The 24,149-nt window shown below is 45.1% G+C and carries 25 protein-coding genes and 4 tRNA genes; 8 read left to right on the plus strand and 21 right to left on the minus strand.

Annotated features, from left to right (window positions below; translation table 11 throughout):
* The 19 genes from V7126_RS01285 to V7126_RS01375 all read right to left on the minus strand — a co-directional run.
* The coding region (locus V7126_RS01285; protein WP_335496112.1) for a hypothetical protein at nt 1–586 on the minus strand (586 nt) is incomplete at its 3' end.
* Between the two features lie 64 nt (nt 587–650).
* Nucleotides 651–2,009, minus strand: a complete 1,359-nt coding sequence (dgt, locus tag V7126_RS01290) for a dGTP triphosphohydrolase (protein ID WP_335496115.1) — start codon at nt 2,007–2,009, stop codon at nt 651–653.
* Nucleotides 2,010–2,091: 82 nt separating this feature from the next.
* Entirely contained in the window at nt 2,092–2,571 is a 480-nt protein-coding gene (gene rlmH / locus V7126_RS01295) for a 23S rRNA (pseudouridine(1915)-N(3))-methyltransferase RlmH (RefSeq protein ID WP_216898924.1), read from the minus strand.
* Between the two features lie 80 nt (nt 2,572–2,651).
* Nucleotides 2,652–2,810 (minus strand): CxxH/CxxC protein, encoded by a 159-nt coding sequence (locus tag V7126_RS01300; protein ID WP_065894714.1) that lies wholly within the window; start codon nt 2,808–2,810, stop codon nt 2,652–2,654.
* Nucleotides 2,811–2,994: 184 nt separating this feature from the next.
* A complete protein-coding gene (locus V7126_RS01305) occupies nt 2,995–3,495 on the minus strand; it encodes a DUF4234 domain-containing protein (RefSeq protein ID WP_175075917.1) in 501 nt (166 codons plus the stop codon).
* A gap of 330 nt (nt 3,496–3,825) precedes the next feature.
* Entirely contained in the window at nt 3,826–4,308 is a 483-nt protein-coding gene (locus V7126_RS01310; protein WP_175075916.1) for a GNAT family N-acetyltransferase, read from the minus strand.
* Nucleotides 4,309–4,319: 11 nt separating this feature from the next.
* Nucleotides 4,320–4,790, minus strand: a complete 471-nt coding sequence (locus tag V7126_RS01315; protein WP_175075915.1) for a hypothetical protein — start codon at nt 4,788–4,790, stop codon at nt 4,320–4,322.
* Between the two features lie 187 nt (nt 4,791–4,977).
* The gene (locus V7126_RS01320) at nt 4,978–5,823 is read right to left on the minus strand and encodes an SAM hydrolase/SAM-dependent halogenase family protein (protein WP_175075914.1); all 846 of its coding nucleotides are present in this window, start codon (nt 5,821–5,823) and stop codon (nt 4,978–4,980) included.
* 231 nt (nt 5,824–6,054) lie between these two features.
* Nucleotides 6,055–7,266, minus strand: coding sequence for a S1C family serine protease (locus V7126_RS01325; RefSeq protein WP_046130583.1), 1,212 nt, complete (start codon nt 7,264–7,266; stop codon nt 6,055–6,057).
* A gap of 81 nt (nt 7,267–7,347) precedes the next feature.
* A complete protein-coding gene (locus V7126_RS01330) occupies nt 7,348–8,142 on the minus strand; it encodes an MBL fold metallo-hydrolase (protein ID WP_335496121.1) in 795 nt (264 codons plus the stop codon).
* A gap of 14 nt (nt 8,143–8,156) precedes the next feature.
* Nucleotides 8,157–8,999: a two-component system regulatory protein YycI gene (locus V7126_RS01335; protein WP_175075913.1), complete on the minus strand. Its 843-nt coding sequence runs from the start codon at nt 8,997–8,999 to the stop codon at nt 8,157–8,159.
* Complete coding sequence (locus V7126_RS01340) at nt 8,986–10,350, minus strand: YycH family regulatory protein (protein ID WP_175075912.1); 1,365 nt, start codon at nt 10,348–10,350, stop codon at nt 8,986–8,988. The genes V7126_RS01335 and V7126_RS01340 overlap by 14 nt, the downstream gene beginning before the upstream one ends.
* Complete coding sequence (gene walK, locus V7126_RS01345; protein ID WP_046130587.1) at nt 10,340–12,184, minus strand: cell wall metabolism sensor histidine kinase WalK; 1,845 nt, start codon at nt 12,182–12,184, stop codon at nt 10,340–10,342. Before walK ends, V7126_RS01340 begins: the two co-directional genes overlap by 11 nt.
* A 7-nt stretch (nt 12,185–12,191) precedes the next feature.
* Entirely contained in the window at nt 12,192–12,899 is a 708-nt protein-coding gene (gene walR, locus V7126_RS01350) for a cell wall metabolism DNA-binding response regulator WalR (RefSeq protein ID WP_046130588.1), read from the minus strand.
* A gap of 384 nt (nt 12,900–13,283) precedes the next feature.
* Nucleotides 13,284–13,356: transfer RNA gene (locus V7126_RS01355), tRNA-Phe, on the minus strand.
* 10 nt (nt 13,357–13,366) lie between these two features.
* Nucleotides 13,367–13,443 (minus strand) — tRNA-Asp (locus tag V7126_RS01360).
* Nucleotides 13,444–13,533: 90 nt separating this feature from the next.
* A tRNA-Glu gene (locus tag V7126_RS01365) sits at nt 13,534–13,605 on the minus strand.
* A gap of 10 nt (nt 13,606–13,615) precedes the next feature.
* Nucleotides 13,616–13,691, minus strand: a tRNA-Lys gene (locus V7126_RS01370).
* Between the two features lie 271 nt (nt 13,692–13,962).
* The gene (locus tag V7126_RS01375; protein WP_046129414.1) at nt 13,963–15,255 is read right to left on the minus strand and encodes an adenylosuccinate synthase; all 1,293 of its coding nucleotides are present in this window, start codon (nt 15,253–15,255) and stop codon (nt 13,963–13,965) included.
* A 255-nt stretch (nt 15,256–15,510) separates the two neighbouring features.
* Here V7126_RS01375 and V7126_RS01380 point away from each other — a divergent pair, with 255 nt between their 5' ends.
* A complete protein-coding gene (locus V7126_RS01380; protein ID WP_175077315.1) occupies nt 15,511–15,777 on the plus strand; it encodes a holin in 267 nt (88 codons plus the stop codon).
* 18 nt (nt 15,778–15,795) lie between these two features.
* Here the strand turns inward: V7126_RS01380 and dnaB are convergent, their stop codons facing one another.
* Nucleotides 15,796–17,160, minus strand: coding sequence for a replicative DNA helicase (dnaB, locus tag V7126_RS01385; RefSeq protein ID WP_046129416.1), 1,365 nt, complete (start codon nt 17,158–17,160; stop codon nt 15,796–15,798).
* Nucleotides 17,161–17,290: 130 nt separating this feature from the next.
* Nucleotides 17,291–17,509 (minus strand): hypothetical protein, encoded by a 219-nt coding sequence (locus V7126_RS01390; RefSeq protein WP_046129417.1) that lies wholly within the window; start codon nt 17,507–17,509, stop codon nt 17,291–17,293.
* 130 nt (nt 17,510–17,639) lie between these two features.
* On the opposite strand from V7126_RS01390, the gene V7126_RS01395 reads away from it, so the two are divergent.
* The 7 genes from V7126_RS01395 (at nt 17,640) to nagE (ending at nt 24,125) form a co-directional block, all read left to right on the plus strand.
* Nucleotides 17,640–17,732 (plus strand): YycC family protein, encoded by a 93-nt coding sequence (locus V7126_RS01395; RefSeq protein ID WP_128748418.1) that lies wholly within the window; start codon nt 17,640–17,642, stop codon nt 17,730–17,732.
* A 68-nt stretch (nt 17,733–17,800) separates the two neighbouring features.
* Nucleotides 17,801–19,006: a CynX/NimT family MFS transporter gene (locus V7126_RS01400; RefSeq protein WP_046129418.1), complete on the plus strand. Its 1,206-nt coding sequence runs from the start codon at nt 17,801–17,803 to the stop codon at nt 19,004–19,006.
* 179 nt (nt 19,007–19,185) lie between these two features.
* Nucleotides 19,186–20,385 (plus strand): N-acetylglucosamine-6-phosphate deacetylase, encoded by a 1,200-nt coding sequence (gene nagA, locus V7126_RS01405; protein WP_099047084.1) that lies wholly within the window; start codon nt 19,186–19,188, stop codon nt 20,383–20,385.
* Nucleotides 20,386–20,387: 2 nt separating this feature from the next.
* Nucleotides 20,388–21,134, plus strand: coding sequence for a glucosamine-6-phosphate deaminase (nagB, locus tag V7126_RS01410; protein WP_046129419.1), 747 nt, complete (start codon nt 20,388–20,390; stop codon nt 21,132–21,134).
* Complete coding sequence (locus V7126_RS01415; protein ID WP_046129420.1) at nt 21,131–21,862, plus strand: GntR family transcriptional regulator; 732 nt, start codon at nt 21,131–21,133, stop codon at nt 21,860–21,862. The genes nagB and V7126_RS01415 overlap by 4 nt, the downstream gene beginning before the upstream one ends.
* Nucleotides 21,859–22,758 carry an N-acetylmuramic acid 6-phosphate etherase gene (gene murQ / locus V7126_RS01420; RefSeq protein ID WP_046129421.1) on the plus strand — a complete coding sequence of 300 codons (900 nt, stop codon included), beginning with the start codon at nt 21,859–21,861 and terminating at the stop codon, nt 22,756–22,758. Before V7126_RS01415 ends, murQ begins: the two co-directional genes overlap by 4 nt.
* The gene (nagE, locus tag V7126_RS01425) at nt 22,758–24,125 is read left to right on the plus strand and encodes an N-acetylglucosamine-specific PTS transporter subunit IIBC (protein WP_046129422.1); all 1,368 of its coding nucleotides are present in this window, start codon (nt 22,758–22,760) and stop codon (nt 24,123–24,125) included. The genes murQ and nagE overlap by 1 nt, the downstream gene beginning before the upstream one ends.
* Nucleotides 24,126–24,149 lie beyond the last annotated feature (24 nt).

Genomic DNA, 24,149 nt, shown 5'->3' on the forward strand with positions numbered 1-24,149 from the left:
CCTTTGTAGAATCCACATAATATCTGAAAACCCTTTTTAATTTGTTGGATAGATTCAAATTATATTTCCTTTTAAAGACTAAAGCACGAAGTAAGTTAAGCTCAACATGTGGATTCTTTTCTAAATTAACGTCGAGCTCAGATTTCATCAAAGTTTCCTTTAATAAATCTGCATATAAACAGTTAGAGTTAAAATTGTACACTATCCCATCAATATTGAGGTAAACAGACTTTGCCAAATTCTCCTCACTTGGTTTTAAATTAGTGTTTTTAAACGCCCAAGTATTATTTAAATCCCATATGTCAAAATCAATACCCGAGACTTTAATTTTATATCCACCAAATCTATTTTTATAATATTCATAATCATTGATAATATTATTAAACTTCATTTCATCAGTAAACTTTATTGCAATATCAAAATCTCTAGGATATTGGTCATTTTTAATATATATATCCCTTACAGCACCACCGAAGAAGAGTAATTCTCCTGTTTCCGACAATTTTTCAACAAAATTTAGGGTTTCTGAGTATCCTCCAAGCAAATTTATTAAATTTGCTTTAACATTTCCATCAATTTTACTCATTATTAACCCCCTTGCACATTTATGGTAACTTTACTCCTAATAATTCTTGATGCAAGTTCACTGCTTAACCGTCAGTCATTCCAGAAATAAAGTCAGTAACTAATAATAGTCTATTGTATAATGTTAGTTCCGAAAAGTCTATTTCCGGTTTTCCATCTTCAGAAAAACGATGAATATGCCTAAAGTTCTCTGAAATTAGATGTACTAACTTTTCGTGCTTATTTTTAGATTTTTCTAACCCCTTAACATTGGTCACAGCTTCAATAAATAGCGATAATAAATCGGTAATAACTCTATCCCCAACTAATTCTAAAGTCAAAACTTCCTTATTAGAAAAGACATATTTAAATGCTAAATTCCTTAAATCTTCAGCTATTTCATTTGCAGATGAAGTAGATAATAAGTCACCCTCGAATTCTCCACTCATAATTTGATCATAATTTGTTTTAAAACTCTCTACTACTGCAAAAATCATAATACCTTGAATAGATACTTTAAAATTTTGAACATCAATTAGGCCCTTATTAGGTACCTTATTCTCAATGGCCTGAGCTCTATACTCTTCTAATTTTTTAAATACTAATTCGTATTTTTCACCAAATTTTCCCTTTATTTTCAAATATTTTTCTTCCCAATTAAATACTCCTTTTTTAACAGCATCTTCGATATCAGCGGTTAAATACGCAATATCATCTGCTGCCTCCAATATATAGGTGGCAGGATGCCTACATTCGCCAATTCCAACATTAGAAGATATTTTTTCAAATAGCTCTTTTTCAGCATAAAAATAACCAAATTTCTTTTTCCCTTTTTTGGTTACATTATCATGATTTGATGGCCAAGGATATTTCATTAAGGTAGCTAGAGTTCCATATGTAAAGTTTGCACCATATGGATCATTTAAAAATTGTAACTTCGATAAAATCCTAATCGCCTGTGCATTACCTTCAAAGTATAAAAAATCATTTTTTTGTTGTTCATCCAATTCCCCAAATTTTTGTTGTGCATGTTCAAAAGAACTACTATTAAACCAAGTTTCAAACCACTTTCTAATAATATCTTCTCCATAATGCCCAAAGGGTGGATTACCTAAATCATGTACTAAGCAGGACACTTCTACCAAAGATGCTAATTCTTTTGCTTTGGCGAAATCAGCAAACACTTTTTCTTCAATCAACCAACTTCCTATATTCCAAGCTAGAGAGCGTCCTAAAGACGCGACTTCTAGTGAATGAGTTAGTCTTGTTCGAATAAAATCATTATTCTGTAGAGGAAACACCTGAGCTTTATCTTGAAGTCTCCTTAATGAAGAAGAATAAATTATTCTTTCATAATCTTTATCAAATTCATTTCTATGAGGTAAACTTATTCCTAATGATTCTCTCTGTCTTTCTGTATTTAAAAGTTGATCCCAGTTTAACACAAAAAACCGCTCCTTTCTGAAAACATTATCTTACATTATTTTTCTAATAAACACCTTATTTTAATACATTTAATAACCTCATTTACTTATGGTACGGCTCCCCCCGATTAATCCGAAAAGCCCGATAAACCTGCTCCAGCAAAATCAGCCTCATAAGCTGATGCGGAAACGTCATCCGCGAAAACGACAGCTTTTCATCCGCACGCTTCAGCACGGCATCGCTTAAGCCCAGTGAGCCTCCGATAACAAAGGTCACCTTGCTCTTCCCATATGTGGCGAGTCTATCCATATTATCGGCTAATTCTTCCGAGCTTTTCATTTTTCCTTCAATCGCGAGGGCGATGACGTGGGCGTCGGGGCTGATTTTGGAGAGGATTCGGTCGCCTTCTTTGTCTTTGACGATTTTCATGTCCTGGTCGCTCAGGTTTTCCGGCGCCTTTTCGTCCGGGAGTTCGATAATGTCGACTTTTGCGTATGCGGAAAGCCGTTTTATGTATTCGTCGATTCCTTGTTTTAAGTATTTTTCTTTTAGTTTTCCGATTGCTACGATTGATATATTCACAGGTCATCCCCACTTTAAGAACAAGTTATTCATATATATTATCCACAATTGTGGATAAAATTTGTGTATTTAGTGTCCGATCATTCGTTCCCTACTATATATACTGCTGGCTTTTCGCACAATTCACAGGTTGTGGATAAACTGTGCGTATGTTCGATTTTTCTGATTTCCGGTGCTGATTCTTCCTCGTCTACATACATGTCAATGACGGTTTCAATGTGTTCCTCACAAGACTTCATGAGTGTACCTCCAATATTGATTCATTAGGCTCTTTTTTAAAAGGCTATATATTCAATATACCCTATTTATTCACATGTTAATAGGTGTTATGCTTCTATAGCCGGTTTATCCACAAGAACACTCGAGACTTCTGGATAACTAAAAAAGCATCGGCCTTCTCAGCCAATGCTAAAATTTTTTCTGTTATGCCGATTCTTTTGCTGTTAGATCGCTTGAGGCGTGTTTATTCACAATATGCTGCAAATACCAAATGTGAAAAAAGAACGTGAGCCATCCGTTTACCGATTGATTTGGAAGCTGTTTTTTCAATCCATTCCGGATTTTAAAGCTGCTGATGATACTTACGATCGTAAACAGCAAAAAGCCGAACTCGCTTAAAAAACTGTCCTCCGGAATCAGCGGAAGCAGAAAAGGATTGTTTTCAAAGGGCAAAATGTCTCTGAACAACAAGCTTTGCATAGTTGTTATAGATGCTATCCAAAAATACTCCAAAACCGAAAAAACAAATAATAGTACAGTTACTTTTATGAAAACATATGGCAGCTTTATGTGAAGCCGTTCAAGCGCTTGTCTTCGCGACAGAAACCAATATGGAATATACATTCCGAACGTCACGATCGTTAATAAGATTGTATATCCAACCCGAATTTTCGGAAATTCTGCTGATTTTTGTTCCGCATTCATTATAAAATCCACTTCTTTCGGTCTTTTTATCCTTTGTATGTATACTTTTCCACTTTCAAAAGGTACTATAAAATAACCGATAAATCAAAACTGCGATTTGTAATAAAATAGATATCGCCGGGTCTATTTGCGCTTTTTATTGAATCAATCGAATAAACAACGCCTTTCGTATTGATTCTTATATCACATTAATTCTCGAATATTGTTTATAAATAGGTCTTCATTCTAAAAAAATAAGGTCTAAATAACCATTTTTCATTCCCGAATCATTTTTTCTCCCAATCAAAGCAGAAAAAAGATCAAAGCTATGTCAGCCTTGATCCTCCTCTTTTACAGCAGCTTACTCATATTCAAATCGGTAACTTCAAAATTCATTTTCTCATATAAGCGCCTTGCCGTTTTATTATGGGCAAATACGTGAAGGGACAGCTTCTCGATTCCAAGCCTTCTGGCCTCTTCTTCCAAAGCCAAGAGCGCCTGCCGCCCGTTCCCCTGGCCGCGGTACGCTTCATAAAGGCCAAAATCATAAATAAACGCTTCTTTCTGAGGATGATGCGGGTCGGCATAAACCCAAAGCCACCCGATGACGTCCTTGTTTTCGTTGACAATCGAGAAGAGGCGGTGGTTGGTGCTTTTCGTTCCGTTCGGCAAAAGCTTTCGGAGCTGTTCCTCCGCTTTCTCTAAAGCCTCTGCTAGCGTCCATGTGCCGGCTTTTACTTTTTCCATGGCGTAGTGTTCGACTGAATACGATCGGTAGGCTGTAAAATCTTTGTCTGACATGGGGGTTAGACCCACTGTCGGTTTTTTTAACATTTGGTTCACTCCTATGAAGCCCTCGTGATATATGCATGTTTCGGTTCGGACATTTTGTTGATTCGGTGCTGTATGTATAAGATGTTCAAAAGGAAAGCGAGAGCGGTTCCTTTGGCGGGTTCATCTCCGGACAGCTTGTTGACGGCTGCCGTCACTGAAAGTGCACAATAGATGAGAACGCCTGCGGATAAGATCATGATGATTCTGTGCAGCAAAAGGAAAAGGCTGTAGTGCATATCAGAAAATGCAAACGGTGCTGTAATTCTTATTGGGATTGAAAATAAATAATAAAATATAATGACTTTTAGTGTGGTGTATGGAATATCAAGACTAGGCAGAAGATCGAGAACTTTTTTCCGTGAAAGAAACCAGTATGGAATATACATTCCCAAGGTGACAAGACACAATACAAAAACGGACATGATACATTTGCTTTTCGCACCGGACAGCGCTTTCATCGCCATCATTTCATTGTGGTTCATCTAGGATTCCTCCGGGTATTGAGTTTTCCAAACGAATATTCTTAATAACGCACACTCCATCAATATATCTGTTTTCACAATTTTAGACAATAAGTCTTATGCACTAAGACGGCTTTTGTACTATTTTCGACATAAATTCCCGGCTTACATGAAAAAACAATCTGAATTTCTCCAGATTGTTTTTCGTCTATCCCGCTTTGCGAATCGAAATCCGCCAATCGATTCCGGTTCCGATATGGTGCGTCCCAGCGAAAGAGCCCTGATTGATCGCAACGCCTAAATTGTCCAGCGAATTCACATAAACGAGCGGTTCGCCCACAGGTATATCAGCAAAAGAGCGTCCAAAGACGATGGTTTGCCGGTATACTTCATTGATACCGTGAGTGATGACGACTTCTACAGCGTCCCCATAGCGGATGTCTAAATTGCTGAAAAGCCTGCGGCTGATATTGGTCCAAAGGTTTCCGAAGCGAATATCTAAAATATCTATGGTGCCCGCAACCCACTCATGATCGATATAGGCTTCCATGACAGGGAGTTTGATGAGGGAATCGGGGGATACCTCCGGGCCGATCTGGTCGAAGCGGATTGCGCCTGACGCTAGCCTTGCGCCTGTGTATGCGTAGATGTCGCGGCCGTGAAACGTCTGCGATTCACCGGAGTTTGGCAGCCTGTTCAACGCCTCGTCGAGATGGCGCGCTTCGGCAATGCCGTTTTTCTGTACGACATGGGTAAGCGTGCCGTTATCCGGGGTAATGATATATTGATTTGAAGACGTCCTGACTGCCACGCTGCGGCGCTCCGAACCGACGCCGGGGTCAACGACGGATACGAATACAGTTCCTTCCGGCCAGTAGGAAACCGTCTGCAGCAAACGGTATGAAGCTTCCCAAATGTGAAACACAGGAATATTGTGCGTTACATCGAAAATCCGGATCGAACTGTCAACCGAATAAGCCACTCCGTACATCGCATTGACAGCCCCGTCGTCAATGCCAAAATCCGATTGTAAGACCAACGCATTCCGACTCATTCTATCTCCCTTTCCATCCCGATTTTTAGTTCTCTGTCAAAAATATTAAAATCATCATACAGCAGGCGGAAATGAAACGCAATACGACGGCATGTCCGTTTTTTCCATAGTATGAAAACTGATATTTGATTAATCAAAATCGTTTTTTGGCCTTTTGACGAAATTCCTCAGCCGTTTCATAATGGACGCATACGAAAAACAGCCTGGCTGTAAAGGCCAGACTGTTCATGGTTAGCTCCCCAATTTGGATCGCGTAAGCTTCACTTTTGCCGTTTTTACTTTTCCGCGGTGGTAATACTTGAATGTCACGGTGTCGCCGACTTTTTTTGTATAGAGCTTTTTGCGGAGATCGATGATATCGTACACCCGCTTGCCGTCAAATTCAACGATGACATCAAGGCCATTTAGCCCGGCTTTTGCGGCCGGAGATAATGCCTGCACGCTCATTACGACGACGCCCGATGTTACATTTGTCGGCAGTTTAAGGGTTTCCTGCCAATGGTAGCTTGCGATGTCGCCGAGCGATTTCATTTCGATTCCGAGATACGGACGTCTGACTTCGCCGTATGTTTCCAGATCGTTGATGACCGGAATCGCAAGGTTTGCCGGAATGCTCAACCCGATTCCTTCAACGGCGCTTTCGGCGATTTTCATCGAGTTAATGCCGATCACTTTCCCGTCAAGATCAAACAGCCCTCCGCCGCTGTTTCCCGGGTTAATCGCCGCATCCGTTTGCAATACTTCCGCATTCCAGTCCGGCTGGCCGTCATCATCTAAATCAACTGGAACGGCACGCTCTGTTCCCGAGATTATTCCTTGCGTTACAGAGCCCGAGAATTCGAGGCCGAGCGGGTTTCCGATCGCTATGACCGGTTCACCTGTTTTGACTTTATCTGAATTTCCGAAATCGGCAGCCGACTTTATTTTATTGCTTTTGACTTGAAGAACGGCAAGGTCCATCAGCTTGTCGCTGCCGATAAGCTTTGCCGGAATTCTGCTTCCGTCCTGCAAGCTGACTTCGAGTTGTGTTGCGCCTTCGATGACATGGTGGTTTGTCACGATATGGGATATGCTTCCATTCTTTTTGTATACCACGCCGGAACCGGTTCCCGCTTCACCTTTTTCATCCCAGACACCCGTTTTTTGAATGTTGATGACGCCGACGACCGAATCAGACACTTTAGAGACCAGTCTTGTGACATCGGTATTTACATTGACCGAGACATTGCGAACGGCTCCGCCTTGTCCAGCCGCCTGGCTTCCGTCCGGTTCGGCGACTTGGAGGTTGTACGGCAAAAGCCCCTGCTGTGAGAGGTACGGCAGGGCAAATACCGTTAACAAAGCACCAATCACGGCGCCGACGAGGCTTGAAAACAAAAAGGTTCTCCAGTTTCTCGCCGGTTTTTCGCGAACGTATTTTTCATCATCATGATTAAACTCCACTATATTCAATCCTTTCAAGGAACGATATATGTATATAGTGTGGTTCACAAACAGTGAGATTAATCATTGATTCCGAAAAATTTATACCGCTGCAAGAGGTGTCGGTTTTTTTGGATCCGTATCATATAAATCAAACGTTTCACCTGTAATCAGGCCTTTTGCAGCAAGGGTTTGCTGCACTGACATTCTTGCGAGTTCCTTCATGTTGTTATCCTGGCTTAGATGGGCTAAGTAGATGCGCGATGTCTCATCACCGATGACGTCTGTCATCGCAAGCGCTGCGTCCTCATTTGATACATGGCCGACATCGCTTAAAATCCGCCGTTTAATATTCCACGGATAGCGGCCCATTTGCAGCATGCCGACGTCATGATTGCTTTCAAATACAAAAACGTTGGCCGACCTGATGATGCCCTTCATTCTATCGCTCACATAACCCGTATCCGTAATAAGCGCAAGTTTTCGCCCATTGTAGTGAAACACATAAAACATCGGCTCTGCTGCATCGTGGGATACGCCGAACGATTCGACATCAAGGGAGCCGAACGATTTTACCGTTTCCATCGGGAACACGAATTTTTGGCCGGTATCGATATTTCCGATCTGCCCTTCCATCGCCTTCCATGTCTTTTCATTCGCGTAAACGGGCAATTCGTATTTTCTTGCCAGCACGCCCAGTCCTTTAATATGGTCGCTGTGCTCATGCGTGACGAAAATGCCGTCAAGCTTGTCCAAGCTGCGGTCTATCTGGGCCATCAGCCCTTCGATTGCCTTCCCGCTAAGCCCTGCGTCTACTAAAAAAGCGTGGTCTTCGGTTTCCAAATAAAATGCATTTCCCGTACTCCCGCTCGCAAGTACGCTAAATTGCAGCCTCATGGTTCCTCACTCCATTATGATTTTTCCTTTGTCTCCTGTGACTGAAGAACGGCTCCATCCCGTGCATCAATGATGAATTCTTCATATATCGCGCCGTTGTCCGATTTGCGCTGTACTTCGATCCGCCAAACCGGTACGAAAATTTGTGCGCTTGCAAGAGGATATTGCGTGTAATACCCAATCTCGGCGGTTTTAATTTTGCTGTTAGGCTTAAGAAAATCAGGATAGTATAAAGCTTCAACCGCTCCGACAGCGGAAATCAGGTTTTCCGTTTTGACTTCTTTTATTTCTTTCAGCATCGACTGTTTGTACTTGACGACTTCATTTTTATCATTGTAAAACAAAACAACTTCGCCTATTTCATTTGCGGCATCATCTTTTTGGTTCTGAAAAATGTAGTCCCCTTTATACGTTTGAAAGAAAATGATCTGTTTTTGCGATTTGTCGACTTTCCAAAGCTTATACTTGCTTCCGTCCAGTAATTGCTCGTTCACAATTTCCCTGGCCTTCGTCTCCATGTCCTCTTTCGGCAGAAGGATCGGTTCTTCAAATCCCATCTCAATTTCAGTAAGGGAGTCTCCTTTTGACATGTCCATTAAAGGCTTTTGTCCTTTCAGCGATTTAATCTCGCTCGTTTTAAACACTTTTTTTTGTGCTGAAATCGAAGCGCCTTTTTGTGATTCCTTGGACAAGCTGTCATAAGTTATATGATCGGCTTTCATATCTTCCTGGAGCGTCGATTTTTCTAAAATCGGGAACTGGTTTTTGGTGCGCTTATCAAAATATTGAAAAGCCAAAAAGATATCAAGGATAAGGAAGACGATAATGAAGATTGTTTTCGTTCTATTCCACTCCATTTGCTTCGCCCTCCTTCACCGCTTCATTCGCCTTAGAAACGGGCTGTACTGTGCCGTTTATTTTAATGCACCATGTCGGCACCAGCTTGACAACCGGGTCTTGTTCTTCAGACACCGAGACCATTTCATAAGCAGGAAAAATTTGTTCAATGCTGTCAAAATTGTATTCATCATGCTCTTTCAAGTACTCGATTAATTCCTTGCCGTTCATGATTTCTTTGCTTTTTTTGCTGAGAGGGTTTGAATTTGCCCCCAAAACATAGTTTGGATGCTTATAATCCAATATGTCATTATTGGCCCAGCGCAGATCGATGGAAGTCGTTCCAAAAGGCTGGCTTTGACTGTTGACGACCGGCAGCTGATCCATGTACAGGTAAAAACTGATCTGCTGATTCTCATTTAAGCTGAAAAACTGGTAATCATCTGTCCAGCTTCCGGTATCGTTTAAATATTTAAAGCTTTTATTAATCAGCTCTCCATTTTGATAAGATGAACTCGGCTCTAAGTTGCGGTGCTGAAACTTCACCTGTCTGTTGTTCGAATAAATTTCCAAAAGGCTGGTTCCATCAGTGTAAATAGGATTGTTTAAATTCGTCTCCTGCCGAACGGTTTCAGGGTCATCAAACAAAGCCTTTTTAAATCGGCTTGGGCTGATCGTTTCCGTAAAGTACTCTTTTTCTGTCAGCTGCAGCCTGTTAACAGGAAGGAGCACATCTCTTCTTGAATTAATGGCATACGCCTTGTAGGCAGGCATACGCGATTTTTCCTTGTAGATTTCCGACACGATGTTTCGATAATTAGCCGATTCAATATCAGCTTCAACGACCGTTTCTTTGCTGAAGGAAACAAAATAAATCTTTTTCGTTCCGCTTCCTTCGTCGATAGGAAGGACAATCCTGTCAAAAGAGTTATATTCATAAGAATTCGCACTCCATTTGAACAGCGGCTGCAAAACGTCAAGCGGAATGCTGTCACTGAAGACAAGGTCCAATTTTGGATCTTTGTTTGAAGCATAAAGCCAATCTTTGAACTGCTGTTTGCCAAAGGTATCTGAAATGTCTTTCAGCGATTTGACTTCCCAGCGGCTCATATCATCCCACAGCTGCGTGTAAAGCGTTAAATCGTTTAGCAAATAGTGTTTTCCCTTGTCATGTATAAACATTTGCTGCGGTTTAACCGCTTCGTTCAATAATTTGGTCTGATTTGTGATCGGCTGCTTATCGCTTACCTGCGCCTTGGAGTTGGAGATCTTTTCGTAATTGCCCTGAAACCCCCAAATGTTAAAGGTAAAAAGAAGACTGATCAAAACTAAAACGGACAATACTATCGTTTTAATTGTTTCACGCTTCATCCCAATCATCCTCTTTTTCCTCTTTGTACGGCAGGGTAAATGTGATCGTTGTTCCTTTTCCTTCGATGCTGTCGGCCCAGATGTCTCCGCCGTGAGCCTGCACCATTTCTTTTGCGATTGCCAGACCAAGACCTGTGCCGCCGAGCTTTCTCGTTCTCGCTTTATCGACGCGGTAGAAACGTTCGAAAATCCGCTCCATATCCTTTCTTGGAATGCCGACGCCTTCATCTTTGACGCTGATATAAAGAAGCTCTTCTTCTTCATTTACATCGACGGAGAAGGTAATATGGCCTCCCTCAGGAGAATATTTCAATGCGTTTGAAATAATATTATCCAACACCTGCGTAATTTTATCAGGATCCATTTCGACATACAGATCTCTGTCAGGAAGATGGCTGATAAAATCGACATGCTGTTCCTTTGTCATTTCAAAACGCTCAATAATAAGAGAGAAGAAGCGGATAAAATGAATCCATTCCTTGTTGAATTGGTAATCCCTGCTGTCAAATTTTGAAAGTTGAAGCAGGTCATTGACGAGCCTGATCATCCGTTCTGTTTCATTTTGCGTGACATTCAGGAAATGCGGCGCAATATTTGCGTCCTGCCAAGCGCCTTCAGCCAGCGCTTCTAAATAGCTTCGCATCGTCGTCAACGGTGTTCTGAGCTCATGAGACACGTTTGCCACAAACTCTCTTCTTTCCTGGTCAATCTGTTCCTGTTCAGTGACATCGTAAATGACCGCGATTAATCCGTCGATCTTTCCGTGCTCTTTTTGTATCACCGAAAAGTTAACGCGAAGCACAGAAGTTCTTTCTTCCTGTTCAATCTCAAGAATGAGAGAATCCTGCTGTTCGACTAAATCTTCAAACGTATATTCTTTATCAAGGCCGAGCAATGTAGTAATCGGCATTTCGAGAGCAGTTTCACGTGAAACATTCAAAAGCTCCAATGCCGGTGTATTTAATAGTATGATGGCGCCGTTTCGGTTTGTCGCGATGACCCCATCCGTCATATATGCGATAACAGAAGATAGTTTCTTCCGTTCGCCTTCCGTCATCGACTGTGCTTCTTTCAGTTCTCTCGTTAAATAATTAAAGGTCGTGGCGAGCTGGCCAATTTCGTCGTTTCCATATTTCCTGACCTTTCGGGAGAAATTCCCTTTCGCCAGTTCGATTGCCTGCTTTCGCATATCTGAAAGCGGGTGTGTAATGGTCCGCGCCACAAACACTCCCAAAAAGGCAGTGATCCCAAGTGCAAGGATCGTTCCTGAAGCTAAAATCGTATTGATCATCCGGATTTGATTGTAGACATCGTCCATTGAAGCTACGACATAAATCGCTCCGATCGTCTCTTCATTGGCTTTTTTAATCGGAGTGACGGAAATTTGGACTCTGCTGTCCCGTACCGGATCAAAAAATTTGTTTTCATACGGCTGACCGACAAGCAGCGTTCTTTTTATGATGCCTTCCGTTGTCTTTTTTCCGGCTACTTCCCTGTTATACGGATTGGAAGTCGCAATGACTTCATAGCTTTTGTCAATCAGGCTGACCTCTAGAATTTTGCCTTCCTTGCTGAAATCGCTTAAAATCCGCTCAGCATCCTCCTTCAACGTTGTGGAGGATGGTGTGCCTCTGTCTTTCGTCATCTCCTGTTCAAGATAATACGACAGATTGTTTACCCGCTGATCGAGTGATTCCTTATACGTATCGAGAAGGTATTTCTCCATCGCATTTACGAAGTACACGCCGATAATTTGCATCGCGACGATAATGAGCAGTACGTATATTAACGTAAACTTGAAATGAATGGATCGAAAAAAACCGACTTTGTTCATTTGGTCATTAGTCCTGTTCCGGATTTCTCAAATAATAACCGACACCGCGTCTCGTCACGATCCAGCTCGGGTGGCTCGGATTATCTTCGATTTTTTCGCGAAGGCGGCGTACGGTGACATCAACTGTGCGGACATCACCAAAATAATCGTACCCCCACACCGTTTGCAGCAGATGTTCGCGGGTCATGACTTGTCCGATATGTTTTGCAAGGTAGTGAAGCAGCTCAAATTCCCTGTGGGTCAGCTCGATTGTCTCATCGCGTTTTGACACAACATAGGCATCCGGAAAAATGACGAGCGATCCGATTTGGATTTCGTTTGTCGTTTGCTCTTCTTCAGCAGGCGCAGCCGTAGTCTGCCGTCTCAGGTTCGCTTTGACACGGGCCAATAGTTCGCGGGTACTGAAAGGCTTTGTGACATAGTCGTCAGCACCGAGCTCAAGACCGATGACCTTGTCGATTTCGGAATCTTTTGCGGTCAGCATGATGATCGGCATATCATATTTTTTACGGACCTCACGGCATACTTCCACACCGTCTTTGTTCGGAAGCATGATATCGAGAAGGATTAAATCAGGATTCAGCTCCTCGACCATCTCAAGCGCTTCATTGCCGTCATAAGCGCAATGAACATCATAGCCTTCTTTTTTCAGATTAAACTCTAAAATATCGGCAATCGGCTTTTCGTCATCTACAACAAGTATCTTTTTTTCCATTACTTATTCCTCCTGGTTCAGGGTTTGTTTACAGTGTTTATATTAAGTTCATGTCGTAACATTCAAAATAGATTTCTTATACATTATAACGTTTATGAGACAAAAATTAAAAAAATAGTTATAAGGAAAGGAATTGGTAATATCCCCCATTCATAATATTTCAGCTTCTTTCTCACCAATTAAATTTCTGTTACTTTTTTTACTGAAAAGTGAAACATCTTTCGTTTTTGAACGTCTATATAGTAACGTCTTCTTCTTTGGCCGGCTGCTCCGGCCTCTCTTTTTTTCTCTCTCATAAACGCTCCGCTGCTTTTCAAAAAAAATTTCCGCTAAAGCTTAACCTATAAGAAAAACGCATCTGCTAAAAGCAGACGCGCTTTAAAGTGGCTCGGGACGGAATCGAACCGCCGACACACGGATTTTCAGTCCGTTGCTCTACCAACTGAGCTACCGAGCCTTTATGTAAATGGCGGTCCGGACGGGACTCGAACCCGCGACCTCCTGCGTGACAGGCAGGCATTCTAACCAACTGAACTACCGGACCGTATATTTTATTTACAGTACCTGCTCCGGAAAGGAATCGTGGTCCTTCCGAAGCAAGCGGGGATTTAGCAATAATGCTAAGTAAAATCAATGACCCGTACGGGATTCGAACCCGTGTTACCGCCGTGAAAGGGCGGTGTCTTAACCGCTTGACCAACGGGCCATATGGTAAATGGTGAGCCATGAAGGACTCGAACCTTCGACCCTCTGATTAAAAGTCAGATGCTCTACCAACTGAGCTAATGGCTCTTGTCGTTGTTTTCGCAACAACGAGATTTATATTATCATAGAACGAACAGAAGTGGCAATATGTTTTTTTATTTTTTTCTCTATTTATTTTTTCCTGCCATGGTTTCCCCCGTTCCTTCGCGGTTTATAGACAGCTTAAAATTGCCAGGTGAGCATTCATTCCTTATCATTGCTCAAGGCTCCGCCAAAATCCCGGGAGGCTGACGGCCTTCTCTTCTGCGAATCAACCCGTAAAAAACAAAGCCTCTGCAGATTGCAGAGGCTAAATCGGTTAATTCGGACGGTAGACGCTTCTGACGACGTTTGTCTGAGAGCGGTCAGGACCGACTGAGAAAATCGAAAGTGGAATGCCTGTCAGCTGTGAGATGCGCTCAAGGTAGTGGCGGGCATTCTCAGGCAGGTCGCTGAGGCTTTTCGCTCCTGTGATGTCCTCAGTCCAGCCCGGCATTTCTTCATATACCGGTTCACATTCTGCCAAGGCTTTCAGGCTTGCAGGGAATTCTTCAAGAATTTCTCCGCGATACTTGTAAGCGACGCAGATTTTCACGGTTTCGATTCCGGTCAGTACATCAATGGAATTGAGAGAAAGATCAGTAATTCCGCTGACGCGGCGGGCATGGCGGACAACCACGCTGTCGAACCAGCCGACGCGGCGCGGACGTCCTGTTGTTGTTCCGTATTCGCGGCCGACCTCACGGATTTGGTCTCCGATCTCATCGTTAAGCTCAGTCGGGAACGGACCGTCTCCGACGCGGGTCGTGTATGCTTTCGATACCCCGACGACATGCTTGATTTTTGTAGGACCGACGCCTGAACCGATCGTCACGCCGCCGGCAACCGGGTTGGAAGACGTAACAAACGGATATGTTCCTTGGTCGATATCAAGCATAACCCCTTGTGCGCCTTCAAACAGGACGCGACGTCCGTCGTCTAGCGCGTCGTTTAAGACAACCGATGTGTCGCATACGTACTGTTTGATTTGCTGGCCGTATTCATAATATTCATCAAGAATGTCTTCGATTTTAAACCCTTCTGCTTCGTACATTTTTTCAAGCAGGCGGTTTTTCTCGTCTAAATTGCGGGCGAGCTTTTCTTCAAAAACGTCGCGGTCCAAAAGGTCGGCAATGCGGATTCCCACGCGGGCCGCTTTGTCCATATAAGCCGGGCCGATTCCTTTTTTCGTCGTTCCGATTTTGTTGGCCCCTTTCCGTTCTTCTTCCACCGCGTCAAGCTTCAAATGATACGGCAGAATGACATGGGCTCTGTTTGAGATTCTCAGGTTGTCTGTCGCGACATTGCGTTCATGAAGATATGCAAGCTCTGCAACCAATGCTTTCGGATCAACGACCATGCCGTTTCCGATCACACATATTTTATCTTTATAAAAAATACCGGATGGGATTAAATGAAGCTTATACGTTACCCCGTTGAATTTAATCGTATGTCCTGCGTTATTTCCACCTTGGTACCGTGCGATAACCTCTGCGTTCTCTGAAAGGAAATCGGTAATTTTGCCTTTCCCTTCGTCACCCCACTGCGTACCGACAACAACTACTGAAGACATATCCGTGCACCTCCGTTAACCTTTTCAAACGATATCAATATCAAACACATTCAGTTTATCAGTGTAAGAAGGCAAAGTCAATCGTAAATCCGAACATTTATTTTTTCACAAAACATATTGTTCGTTATTGATTTATATATTTCTTTTTTGGGAGATGTTTTTAAGATAAAATCTCAAAAACTACATTTTTATTGGACAAATACACATAAAACGCCGTCTTCTTCAATATGAAATTAGTAAGGAGGGGAATGTCCAATGGAAACCGTATTGATTTTTGCTTCCGTATTATCGCCCATCATTTTGGCGCTTGTCGAGCTGGTGAAAAAAACGGTAAGAGTGCCCAAAAATTTGATTCCGCTTACGTCTCTATCGATTGGTTTTCTGATCGGAGCCGCCGCATATCCGTTTACAGAACTTGAGCTTGTTCTGCGATTATGGGCCGGCGGTCTGGCAGGCTTAACGGCAACCGGCCTGTTTGAGATCGGCAAAAACCGCGGAACAAGAAACAAAAAAAATCCCTAAGAAGCAATTCTTAGGGATCTATGCACCAGGCGGAACACCTGCGTCGTCAAAACGGCGCTCCAAGTTTACGAACTTATTATATTCTTTTACAAATGCGAGTGATACGGTGCCGACCGGGCCGTTCCGCTGTTTAGCAATAATGATCTCGATAATGTTTTTATTCTCTGTTTCTTTATCATAATAATCGTCACGATACAGGAAGGCGACGATGTCGGCGTCCTGCTCGATACTTCCCGATTCCCGGATGTCTGACATCATCGGACGCTTGTCTTGGCGCTGCTCAACGCCGCGGGAAAGCTGGGAAAGCGCGATGACCGGAACTTCGAGCTCCCTCGCCAGCGCTTTCAGGGAACGGGATATTTCCGATACTTCCTGCTGACGGTTGTCTTTTGATCTGCCGCTTCCCTGGATAAGCTGCAAATAGTCGATCAAAATCATGCCGAGTCCGTGCTCCTGCTTTAAACGCCTGCATTTTGAACGGATTTCGCTGACCCTGATACCCGGAGTATCGTCAATGAAAATTCCGCTGTTTGACAGGCTCCCCATCGCCATTGTCAGCTTGCCCCAGTCCTCTTCCGTCAAATTTCCGGTACGGAGATTTTGGGCGTTGATATTTCCCTCGGCGCAAAGCATCCGCATGACCAGCTGCTCTGCCCCCATCTCAAGACTGAAGATCGCGACGCTTTCGTCCGTTTTCGTCGCTACGTTTTGCGCGATGTTCAAGGCAAAGGCGGTTTTCCCGACCGACGGACGCGCGGCGACGATGATCAGGTCGTTTCTCTGGAATCCGGCCGTCATTCTGTCAAGCTCCGTGAAGCCGGTCGGGATTCCGGTGATATCCCCTTTCCGGTTGTGAAGCTGTTCGATATTATCGTAGGTTTGAACGAGAACATCCTTAATATTTTGAAAGGCGCCCGAGTTTTTCCGCTGGGCGACTTCCATAATCGTTTTTTCTGCTTCGCTTAAAAGGTCTTCGACTTCGTCCTCCCTTGTATATCCGTCCTGCGCAATCGTCGTTGCGGTGCGGATCAAGCGGCGGAGAATCGATTTTTCTTCCACGATTTTTGCGTAATACTCTATATTAGCCGCAGTAGGCACAGAATTTGCAATATCCGTCAAATAAGAAATCCCGCCGACTTCTTCCAAAAGGCCGGTATTTGCAAGCTCTGATGTGACTGTCACCAAGTCCACAGGCTCGCCGCGGTCCCCCAGAATCAGCATGGCGTTGAATATTTTTTGGTGCGACATTCTGTAAAAATCATCTGGAATTAAGACTTCAGACGCCAACGTGAGCGCGGAAGGCTCTAAAAAAACAGCACCTAACACGGCCTGTTCAGCTTCAATATTCTGCGGCGGCAGCCTGTCATTCAGAAGATCTGTCATGTTAAGCACCGTCCTCCCATTAAAAATAACCCAACGTCTATTTTATCATTTTTACAAAAAATATAGTAGACTCTCTATTAAAATGGGCATTTTTAGAAATGGGCAGAGGAAACAAACCGGTGCGGCGGCATTATTCCGCTCTTTTGTTCCAATTGTCTTTAAACAGCATGCCGACCATTACATCGGTCGCTTTCTGATACAGCTCCCATTCTTCGTAAGCGGCAAATTTCATGCGCAGCGTTTGCAACGCGTTGCGCATATCTTTCGACTCTTCAAACGTATACATCCCCTGCGCTCTGACCTGCTGCTCATACAATTTCTTTTTTAATGCCGATAACGGTGTGTTCATCACATCACCTCCTGTTTTATTTATATCCTTTATTTGTTTTTCTTCCAACCAACCCGTTATATGATGTTACAATGATTGTTGGGAACAATATTTACTGTTGCGCCCCTTTTCCACTTTAGTACAATAGAAAATATCGAAGTCTTTACATATTCCTACTGAACAAATCATGCATATGCCGCAGCATATTTTGCCTGCGAAGCTGGCCGAAACAGAGGAAGAGTAACCTTGGACCTCGTTTCCGGGTTTCTTTTTCATGCCACTTGTTCACCCGAAAGCAAAGGAGAATACACCATGCACCACATTGACGCACGACGGACCCGCATCAACAGAATCTTTCTCATTGCGGGAATTATATTCATCGCTTTTAATCTAAGGCCCGCCATTACATCTGTCGGACCGCTGATCAGTTCGATCCGTACCGATCTGGATATGACAAACGGAATGGCAGGTTTTTTGACGACTTTGCCGCTATTGTCTTTTGCGTTTCTTTCCCCGGTCACCCCCAAGCTGGGACAACGGCTGGGCAATGAAAGAACACTCTGGATCGGTCTGGTCGTTCTTTTGATCGGAATTTTGCTCCGCTCCTACGGGGAAGCGTTCACATTGTTTGCCGGAACCGCTCTGATCGGCGTCGGCATCGCTGTCTTAAACGTTCTGCTGCCGAGCCTGATCAAACATAAATTCCCTGATAAAGCGGGAATCATGACGAGTATTTATACGACGGCCATGTCGATATTTGCGGCTTTGGCATCAGGGATCAGCATTCCCCTTTCCCACGGTTTGGACTGGGGATGGAGCGCCTCGCTCATGGTCTGGGCGGGACTGGCCTTTTTGGCGATATTGATCTGGGTTCCCCAGCTCCGCTATCATGACACGGCAAACCGCACAGTTCAGTTGAAAGCAGACGGGCAATCGGTCTGGCGGTCGAAAATCGCCTGGCAAGTCACATTTTTTATGGGGATTCAGTCTTTCCTGTTTTACTGTACGATCGCTTGGCTTCCCGAAATCCTCAGATCCCACGGGATGAGCATGTCGCTTGCAGGCTGGATGCTTTCGCTTATGCAGTTTGCCAGCCTTCCGTCAACGTTTTTAACCCCGGTTCTCGCCGGCCGTTTCCGCGACCAAAAAAGCATCGTCCTCGGACTCGGCATTCTTTATTTATCCGGAATGGCGGGCCTTTTGTACGGCGGCAGCCCGGCCATGCTGACCTTTTGGGTGATCTTGATCGGAGTCGGACAAGGCTCTAGCATCAGCTTGGCCTTGACATTAATCGGACTGCGGAGCGAGAATGCGCATCAAGCCGCAGCTTTATCAGGAATGTCACAGTCCGCCGGTTACTTGCTGGCGGCGATCGGCCCGAGCTTTGTCGGTTTTCTGTATGATCATACGCATTCCTGGAACGGACCGATCCTCCTGTTCATCGCCGCACTGATCGCCTTGATCGGGACAGGCCTCGGCGCGGGAAGAAATCTCTATATATACGCAAAAGCCGCTTAAAAAGCCGACCATCGAGTCGGCTTTTTTACGTCATAAAACCCTGACAATAAAGCGGCCAAATAAATGATTCTTCATGATCATCATATGCCAGAAAAAATAAATTTTCGCGAATGGTCTAGACAACTAGAATTATACTATTCTATACTTATGATAACGTTTTCAAGAAAGGACTTTTGACTGTGTTGATAAAAAAATCTCAGCGCTTTATTTTTAAGCACCTTACGATTTATGGCGAAAATGAAACGATTCAAGACGGATTTCTTCTGACGAACGGAGAAAAGATTGAGGCTTACGGACCAATGGCCGATATTCCCGATTCAGCGGAGACGGCCGAGCCGCTTCAGTTCCCGGAGAACTTCAAAGTGCTGCCGGGCATGATTGACGTTCATATTCACGGCGCCGATGGAGCCGATGTGATGGACGGGACGCAGGAAGCGTTAAAGACGATGGCTGAAGCACTTCCGAAGGAGGGCACGACAAGCTTTCTAGCGACCACGATGACACAGGATGCGTCAACCATCGAACGCGCCCTTGAAAATGCAAAACGGTATCAATCAGAGCAAAATCAGCCCGGTGCGGCGGAAATACTCGGGATTCACCTGGAAGGCCCTTTTATTTCGGAAAAACGCTGCGGAGCCCAGCCGGCCGATGCCATCATTTCGCCCGATCTTGCGGTATTCAAAGAATGGCAGCGGCTGTCGGGGAATAACATTAAATTAGTTACAATCGCGCCTGAGGCCGAAGGGGCTTTAGAACTGATCGCCTATTTGAAAGAGACCGGCGTTATCGCGTCAGCCGGTCACTCCGACGCGGGGCTCGAAGAAATGAAAGCCGGGATAAAAGCCGGGATTTCACATGTGACCCATTTATTTAACGGCATGCGGGGCCTTCATCACCGCGAGCCGGGAGTTGCGGGAAGCGCCCTTTTATATCCTGAGCTTAAGACGGAGCTGATTGCCGACGGCATCCATGTCCACCCTGCCGTTGTCAAATTGACGTTCATGCAAAAACAAAAAGAAGGCATCATTTTGATCACGGATGCCATGCGCGCCAAATGCTTACAGAACGGAACTTACACATTAGGGGGACAGGAAGTTTTCGTCGAAGGCGAAAAAGCCGTTTTACAGGACGGAACATTGGCCGGAAGCATTCTTAAGATGGAACAGGCCGCGAGGAACATGATGGAATTCGCAGATTGCGCGCTCGAGGACATCGTCTATATGACGGCGGTCAATCCTGCCAAACAGCTTCAGGTGTTTGATCGGAAAGGCAGCATTCGAAACGGCAAAGACGCCGACCTGATCGTATTAAACGAACATAACGAAATCGTTCTCACGCTATGTAAAGGAGCAATCGCTTACAGCAAAAGGGAGGTTTGATCATGAAAATCATTGAAGCCAGGAATTATGAGGATATGAGCAAAAAAGCCGCCAGCTTCATCATCGAAAAAATAAACGGTTCATCAGCGCCCGTGCTCGGGCTGGCCACCGGAGGAACGCCGCTTGGAACATACCGGTTCCTGCGGGAAGACCATCTGAACAATCAAACGTCTTACCAGCATGTCTATACAGTGAATTTAGACGAGTATGTCGGCCTTTCGCCTGATGATGACAACAGCTATACGTTTTACATGAAAAAGGAGCTTTTTGGCCACATCGACATTCCGGCGAGCCATACTCATTTGCCTGACGGAATGGCCGCAGATCTGCAAGGCGAGTGCCGGCGCTACGAATCTTTGATCGAGCGGCTCGGAGGCGTTGATCTGCAATTGCTCGGCCTCGGCATGAACGGCCACATCGGCTTCAATGAGCCGGGGACGCCCTTTTCATCTGAAACACATGTCGTTGAACTGACCGATTCTACAAGAAAGGCAAATGCCCGTTATTTTAATTCTCTGTCATCCGTGCCTGCTCAGGCCGTCACGATGGGCATTGCAACGATCATGAGAAGCAAACAGATTCTGCTGCTCGTGTCAGGAGAGAAAAAGGCCGGCATTCTGGCAAAGCTGCTCAGCGAACAACCGAATGAGGACATTCCTGCTTCCGTCTTAAACATGCACCGGGACGTGGTGATCATCGCTGACAGTGACGCATTATCGGTTGTAAAAGAAAGGAGCATTGCCTTTTGATCAAAAAAGATTCCCACATTCCTATATACTACCAAATCGAAACCGAAATTAAGAAGCTCGCAGAAACGAAAGATTTAAAACCCGGAGACCTCATCCCCTCTGAAAGGGAATTTGCCGAAAAATACGAAGTGAGCAGAATGACCGTCAGGCAAGCTGTCAACAATCTCGTAAATGAAGGGATTCTGGTCAGGCAGCGGGGAAAAGGAACCTTTATTGCCGAACCAAAGATCGAGCAGCCTCTTCAAGGCCTGACGAGCTTTTCCGAAGACATGAAGTCAAGAGGCATGACGCCGGGGACGAAGATGCTCGGCTTCGGGATCATTCCGTGTGATCATAGAACGGCTGCAAAGCTTGAGATACCTGAAGGTTCTTCCGTCTATGAAGTCAAACGGATCCGCCTTGCCGATAAGATTCCGATGGCTTATGAAATTTCTTATCTGCCTGTTGAACTTGTCAAAGGCCTTACAGAAGAAATTATGAATGCTTCGCTGTACGACTATGTGGAAAACAAGCTGTCCCTTACAATCGACAGAGCCGCGCAAACGCTTGAGCCTTCCATCGCACAGCAGGCCGAAAGCGAACCGCTGGACATCGAGGTAGGATCACCCGTCCTTTTAATCGAACGATGCAGCTATTTAACAAACGGCAGGCCGTTTGAGATGGTGAAATCGGTTTACAGAGGAGACCGCTACAAATTCGTAATCGACATGAAGAGGAAAGAACGATGAAAACAACAGAAGGAACAAACGCAAAAAGCAAAGCACTCGATGAGATGACTTCGCTCGATATCGTCGCACTGATGAACGAGGAAGACCATACGGTGCCGCAAGCCGTCAAACCGTGTCTTCCCGATATCGCCCATGCCGCCGACACGATTGTCAGCCGCCTTCAGTCGGGAGGCAGGGTGTTTGCCGCAGGAGCAGGCACGAGCGGAAGGCTTGCCGTCCTTGACGCCGCCGAACTGCCGCCGACATTCTCGCTTGACGAACGTCAGTGGGTCGGTCTGATTGCCGGACATTACGAGGCCATGTGGAAGCCGATCGAAGAAAATGAAGACGACCGGGACATCATCGTCTCCCAGCTCAAGGCACATTCATTTTCAGAAGCGGATGTGTTCATCGGCGTCACAGCCAGCGGTTCAACGCCTTATGTCCTTGCGGGATTATCCTATGCAAAAGAGATGGGAGCCGTCTCCGTTTCGATCAGCTGCAACAAGGAAACGGAAGCAGCCAGGTTCAGCGACATTGCGATCGAGGCTGAGACAGGACCGGAAATTATCCGCGGCTCGACCCGCTTAAAAGCGGGAACGGCTCAAAAACTGATTCTCAACATGCTGTCAACTGCGGCAATGGTCCGTCTCGGCCACGTCTATCAAAACGAGATGGTCAATATGCAATTGGTCAATCAAAAGCTCAAAAACCGGGCCGCAGGCATTTTAATGAACACGACCGGCTTATCACGGGACGAAGCGTTACAGGCTTTAAAAGAAAGCCGCTACAACGTCAAAGCTGCGATTTTTATGGTGCTGACGGGCGGGACGCTTGAAGAGGCAGACCGCTGTTTATCCTATGAAAATGGCCGTTTAAAACACGCGATTCAATATCATCGAAAGGGGTTTTCATGATGCTTGGTTTTCTTCAAAACATCGGGCGCGCTTTAATGCTGCCGATCGCCGTTCTTCCTGCCGCGGGCCTTTTGCTCGCTTTGGGAAGAGCAGATTTGTTCAACATTCCGTTTATCGCCGCCTCAGGACAATCGATCCTTGATCAATTGCCGATCATCTTTGCAATCGGGGTTGCCATCGGCTTATCGAAAGATGGACACGGGGCCGCAGCGCTGTCTGGAGCAATCGGCTATTTCGTGCTGACGGGCGGCCTTGCAGCGATCAATAAAGATTTGAACATGGGCGTGCTCGGCGGCATTATCTCGGGCGTGGTCGCCGCTATGATGTACAACCGCTTTAAAGATGCAAAACTTCCGGAATGGCTTGGCTTCTTCGGCGGTAAACGCTGCGTTCCGATTATGACGGCCATGTCTTCTATCATTCTCGCGGCCATTTTCGGGTTTGTCTGGATATACGCACAGCAGGCGATCGATGCCGTCGGAAGCTGGATCATTCATGCCGGAGCGGTCGGCGTCGGAATTTTTGGCCTTTTAAACAGATTGCTGCTTCCGCTGGGGCTTCATCACATTTTAAACAACATGGTATGGATGGTATTTGGAGAATTTGCCGGCAAAACGGGCGACATGAACCGATTCTTTGCCGGGGATCCGAGTGCCGGCGCGTTTATGACGGGCTTCTTTCCGATCATGATGTTCGGCCTTCCTGCCGCATGTCTGGCTATGATTGCAGCCGCTAAAAAACACCGCCGCAAAGCAACGGCCGGATTTTTGATCGGCTTGGCGTTCACGTCGTTTTTAACCGGGATCACGGAACCTATTGAATTCACCTTTATGTTCCTGTCGCCATTGCTTTTCGGCATTCATGCCGTGTTAACGGCGAGCGCAATGGCCATTACCAATATGCTGGGCATCCATCACGGCTTTACGTTTTCTGCAGGTATCATCGATTATCTCTTAAACTTCGGAATCGCCACAAAGCCGCTGCTCCTGCTGCCGATCGGACTGGTGTACGGCGCCATTTATTTCGTCATGTTTTATTTCTTGATCACGAAGCTGAATTTAAAAACGCCTGGACGTGAAGACGAAGAAGAATCAGCTGCGCCGGCTGAAACAGAAACGGGTTCATCCAAATACGAAAGCCTTGCCGTCCAATACCTTAAAGCCCTGGGCGGAAAGGAAAACATCGATACGCTGAACAACTGCGTGACCCGCCTCCGCCTCAAAATCCGCGACGCATCCAAGCTGGACGAAAAATCGCTGAAAACGCTGGGGGCCAAGGGGATCGTCAAGCTGAACCAGCACGAAATACAGGTAATCGTCGGCACAGATGTTGAATTTTTGGCAAACGAAATGCGGAAAGATTTATAAAAAAAAGCCCCTCTTGCAGGGGCT

Origin of the sequence: Bacillus sp. JJ675 (assembly GCF_036963165.1) — a bacterium.
Taxonomy (GTDB): Bacteria; Bacillota; Bacilli; order Bacillales; family Bacillaceae; genus Bacillus; species Bacillus glycinifermentans.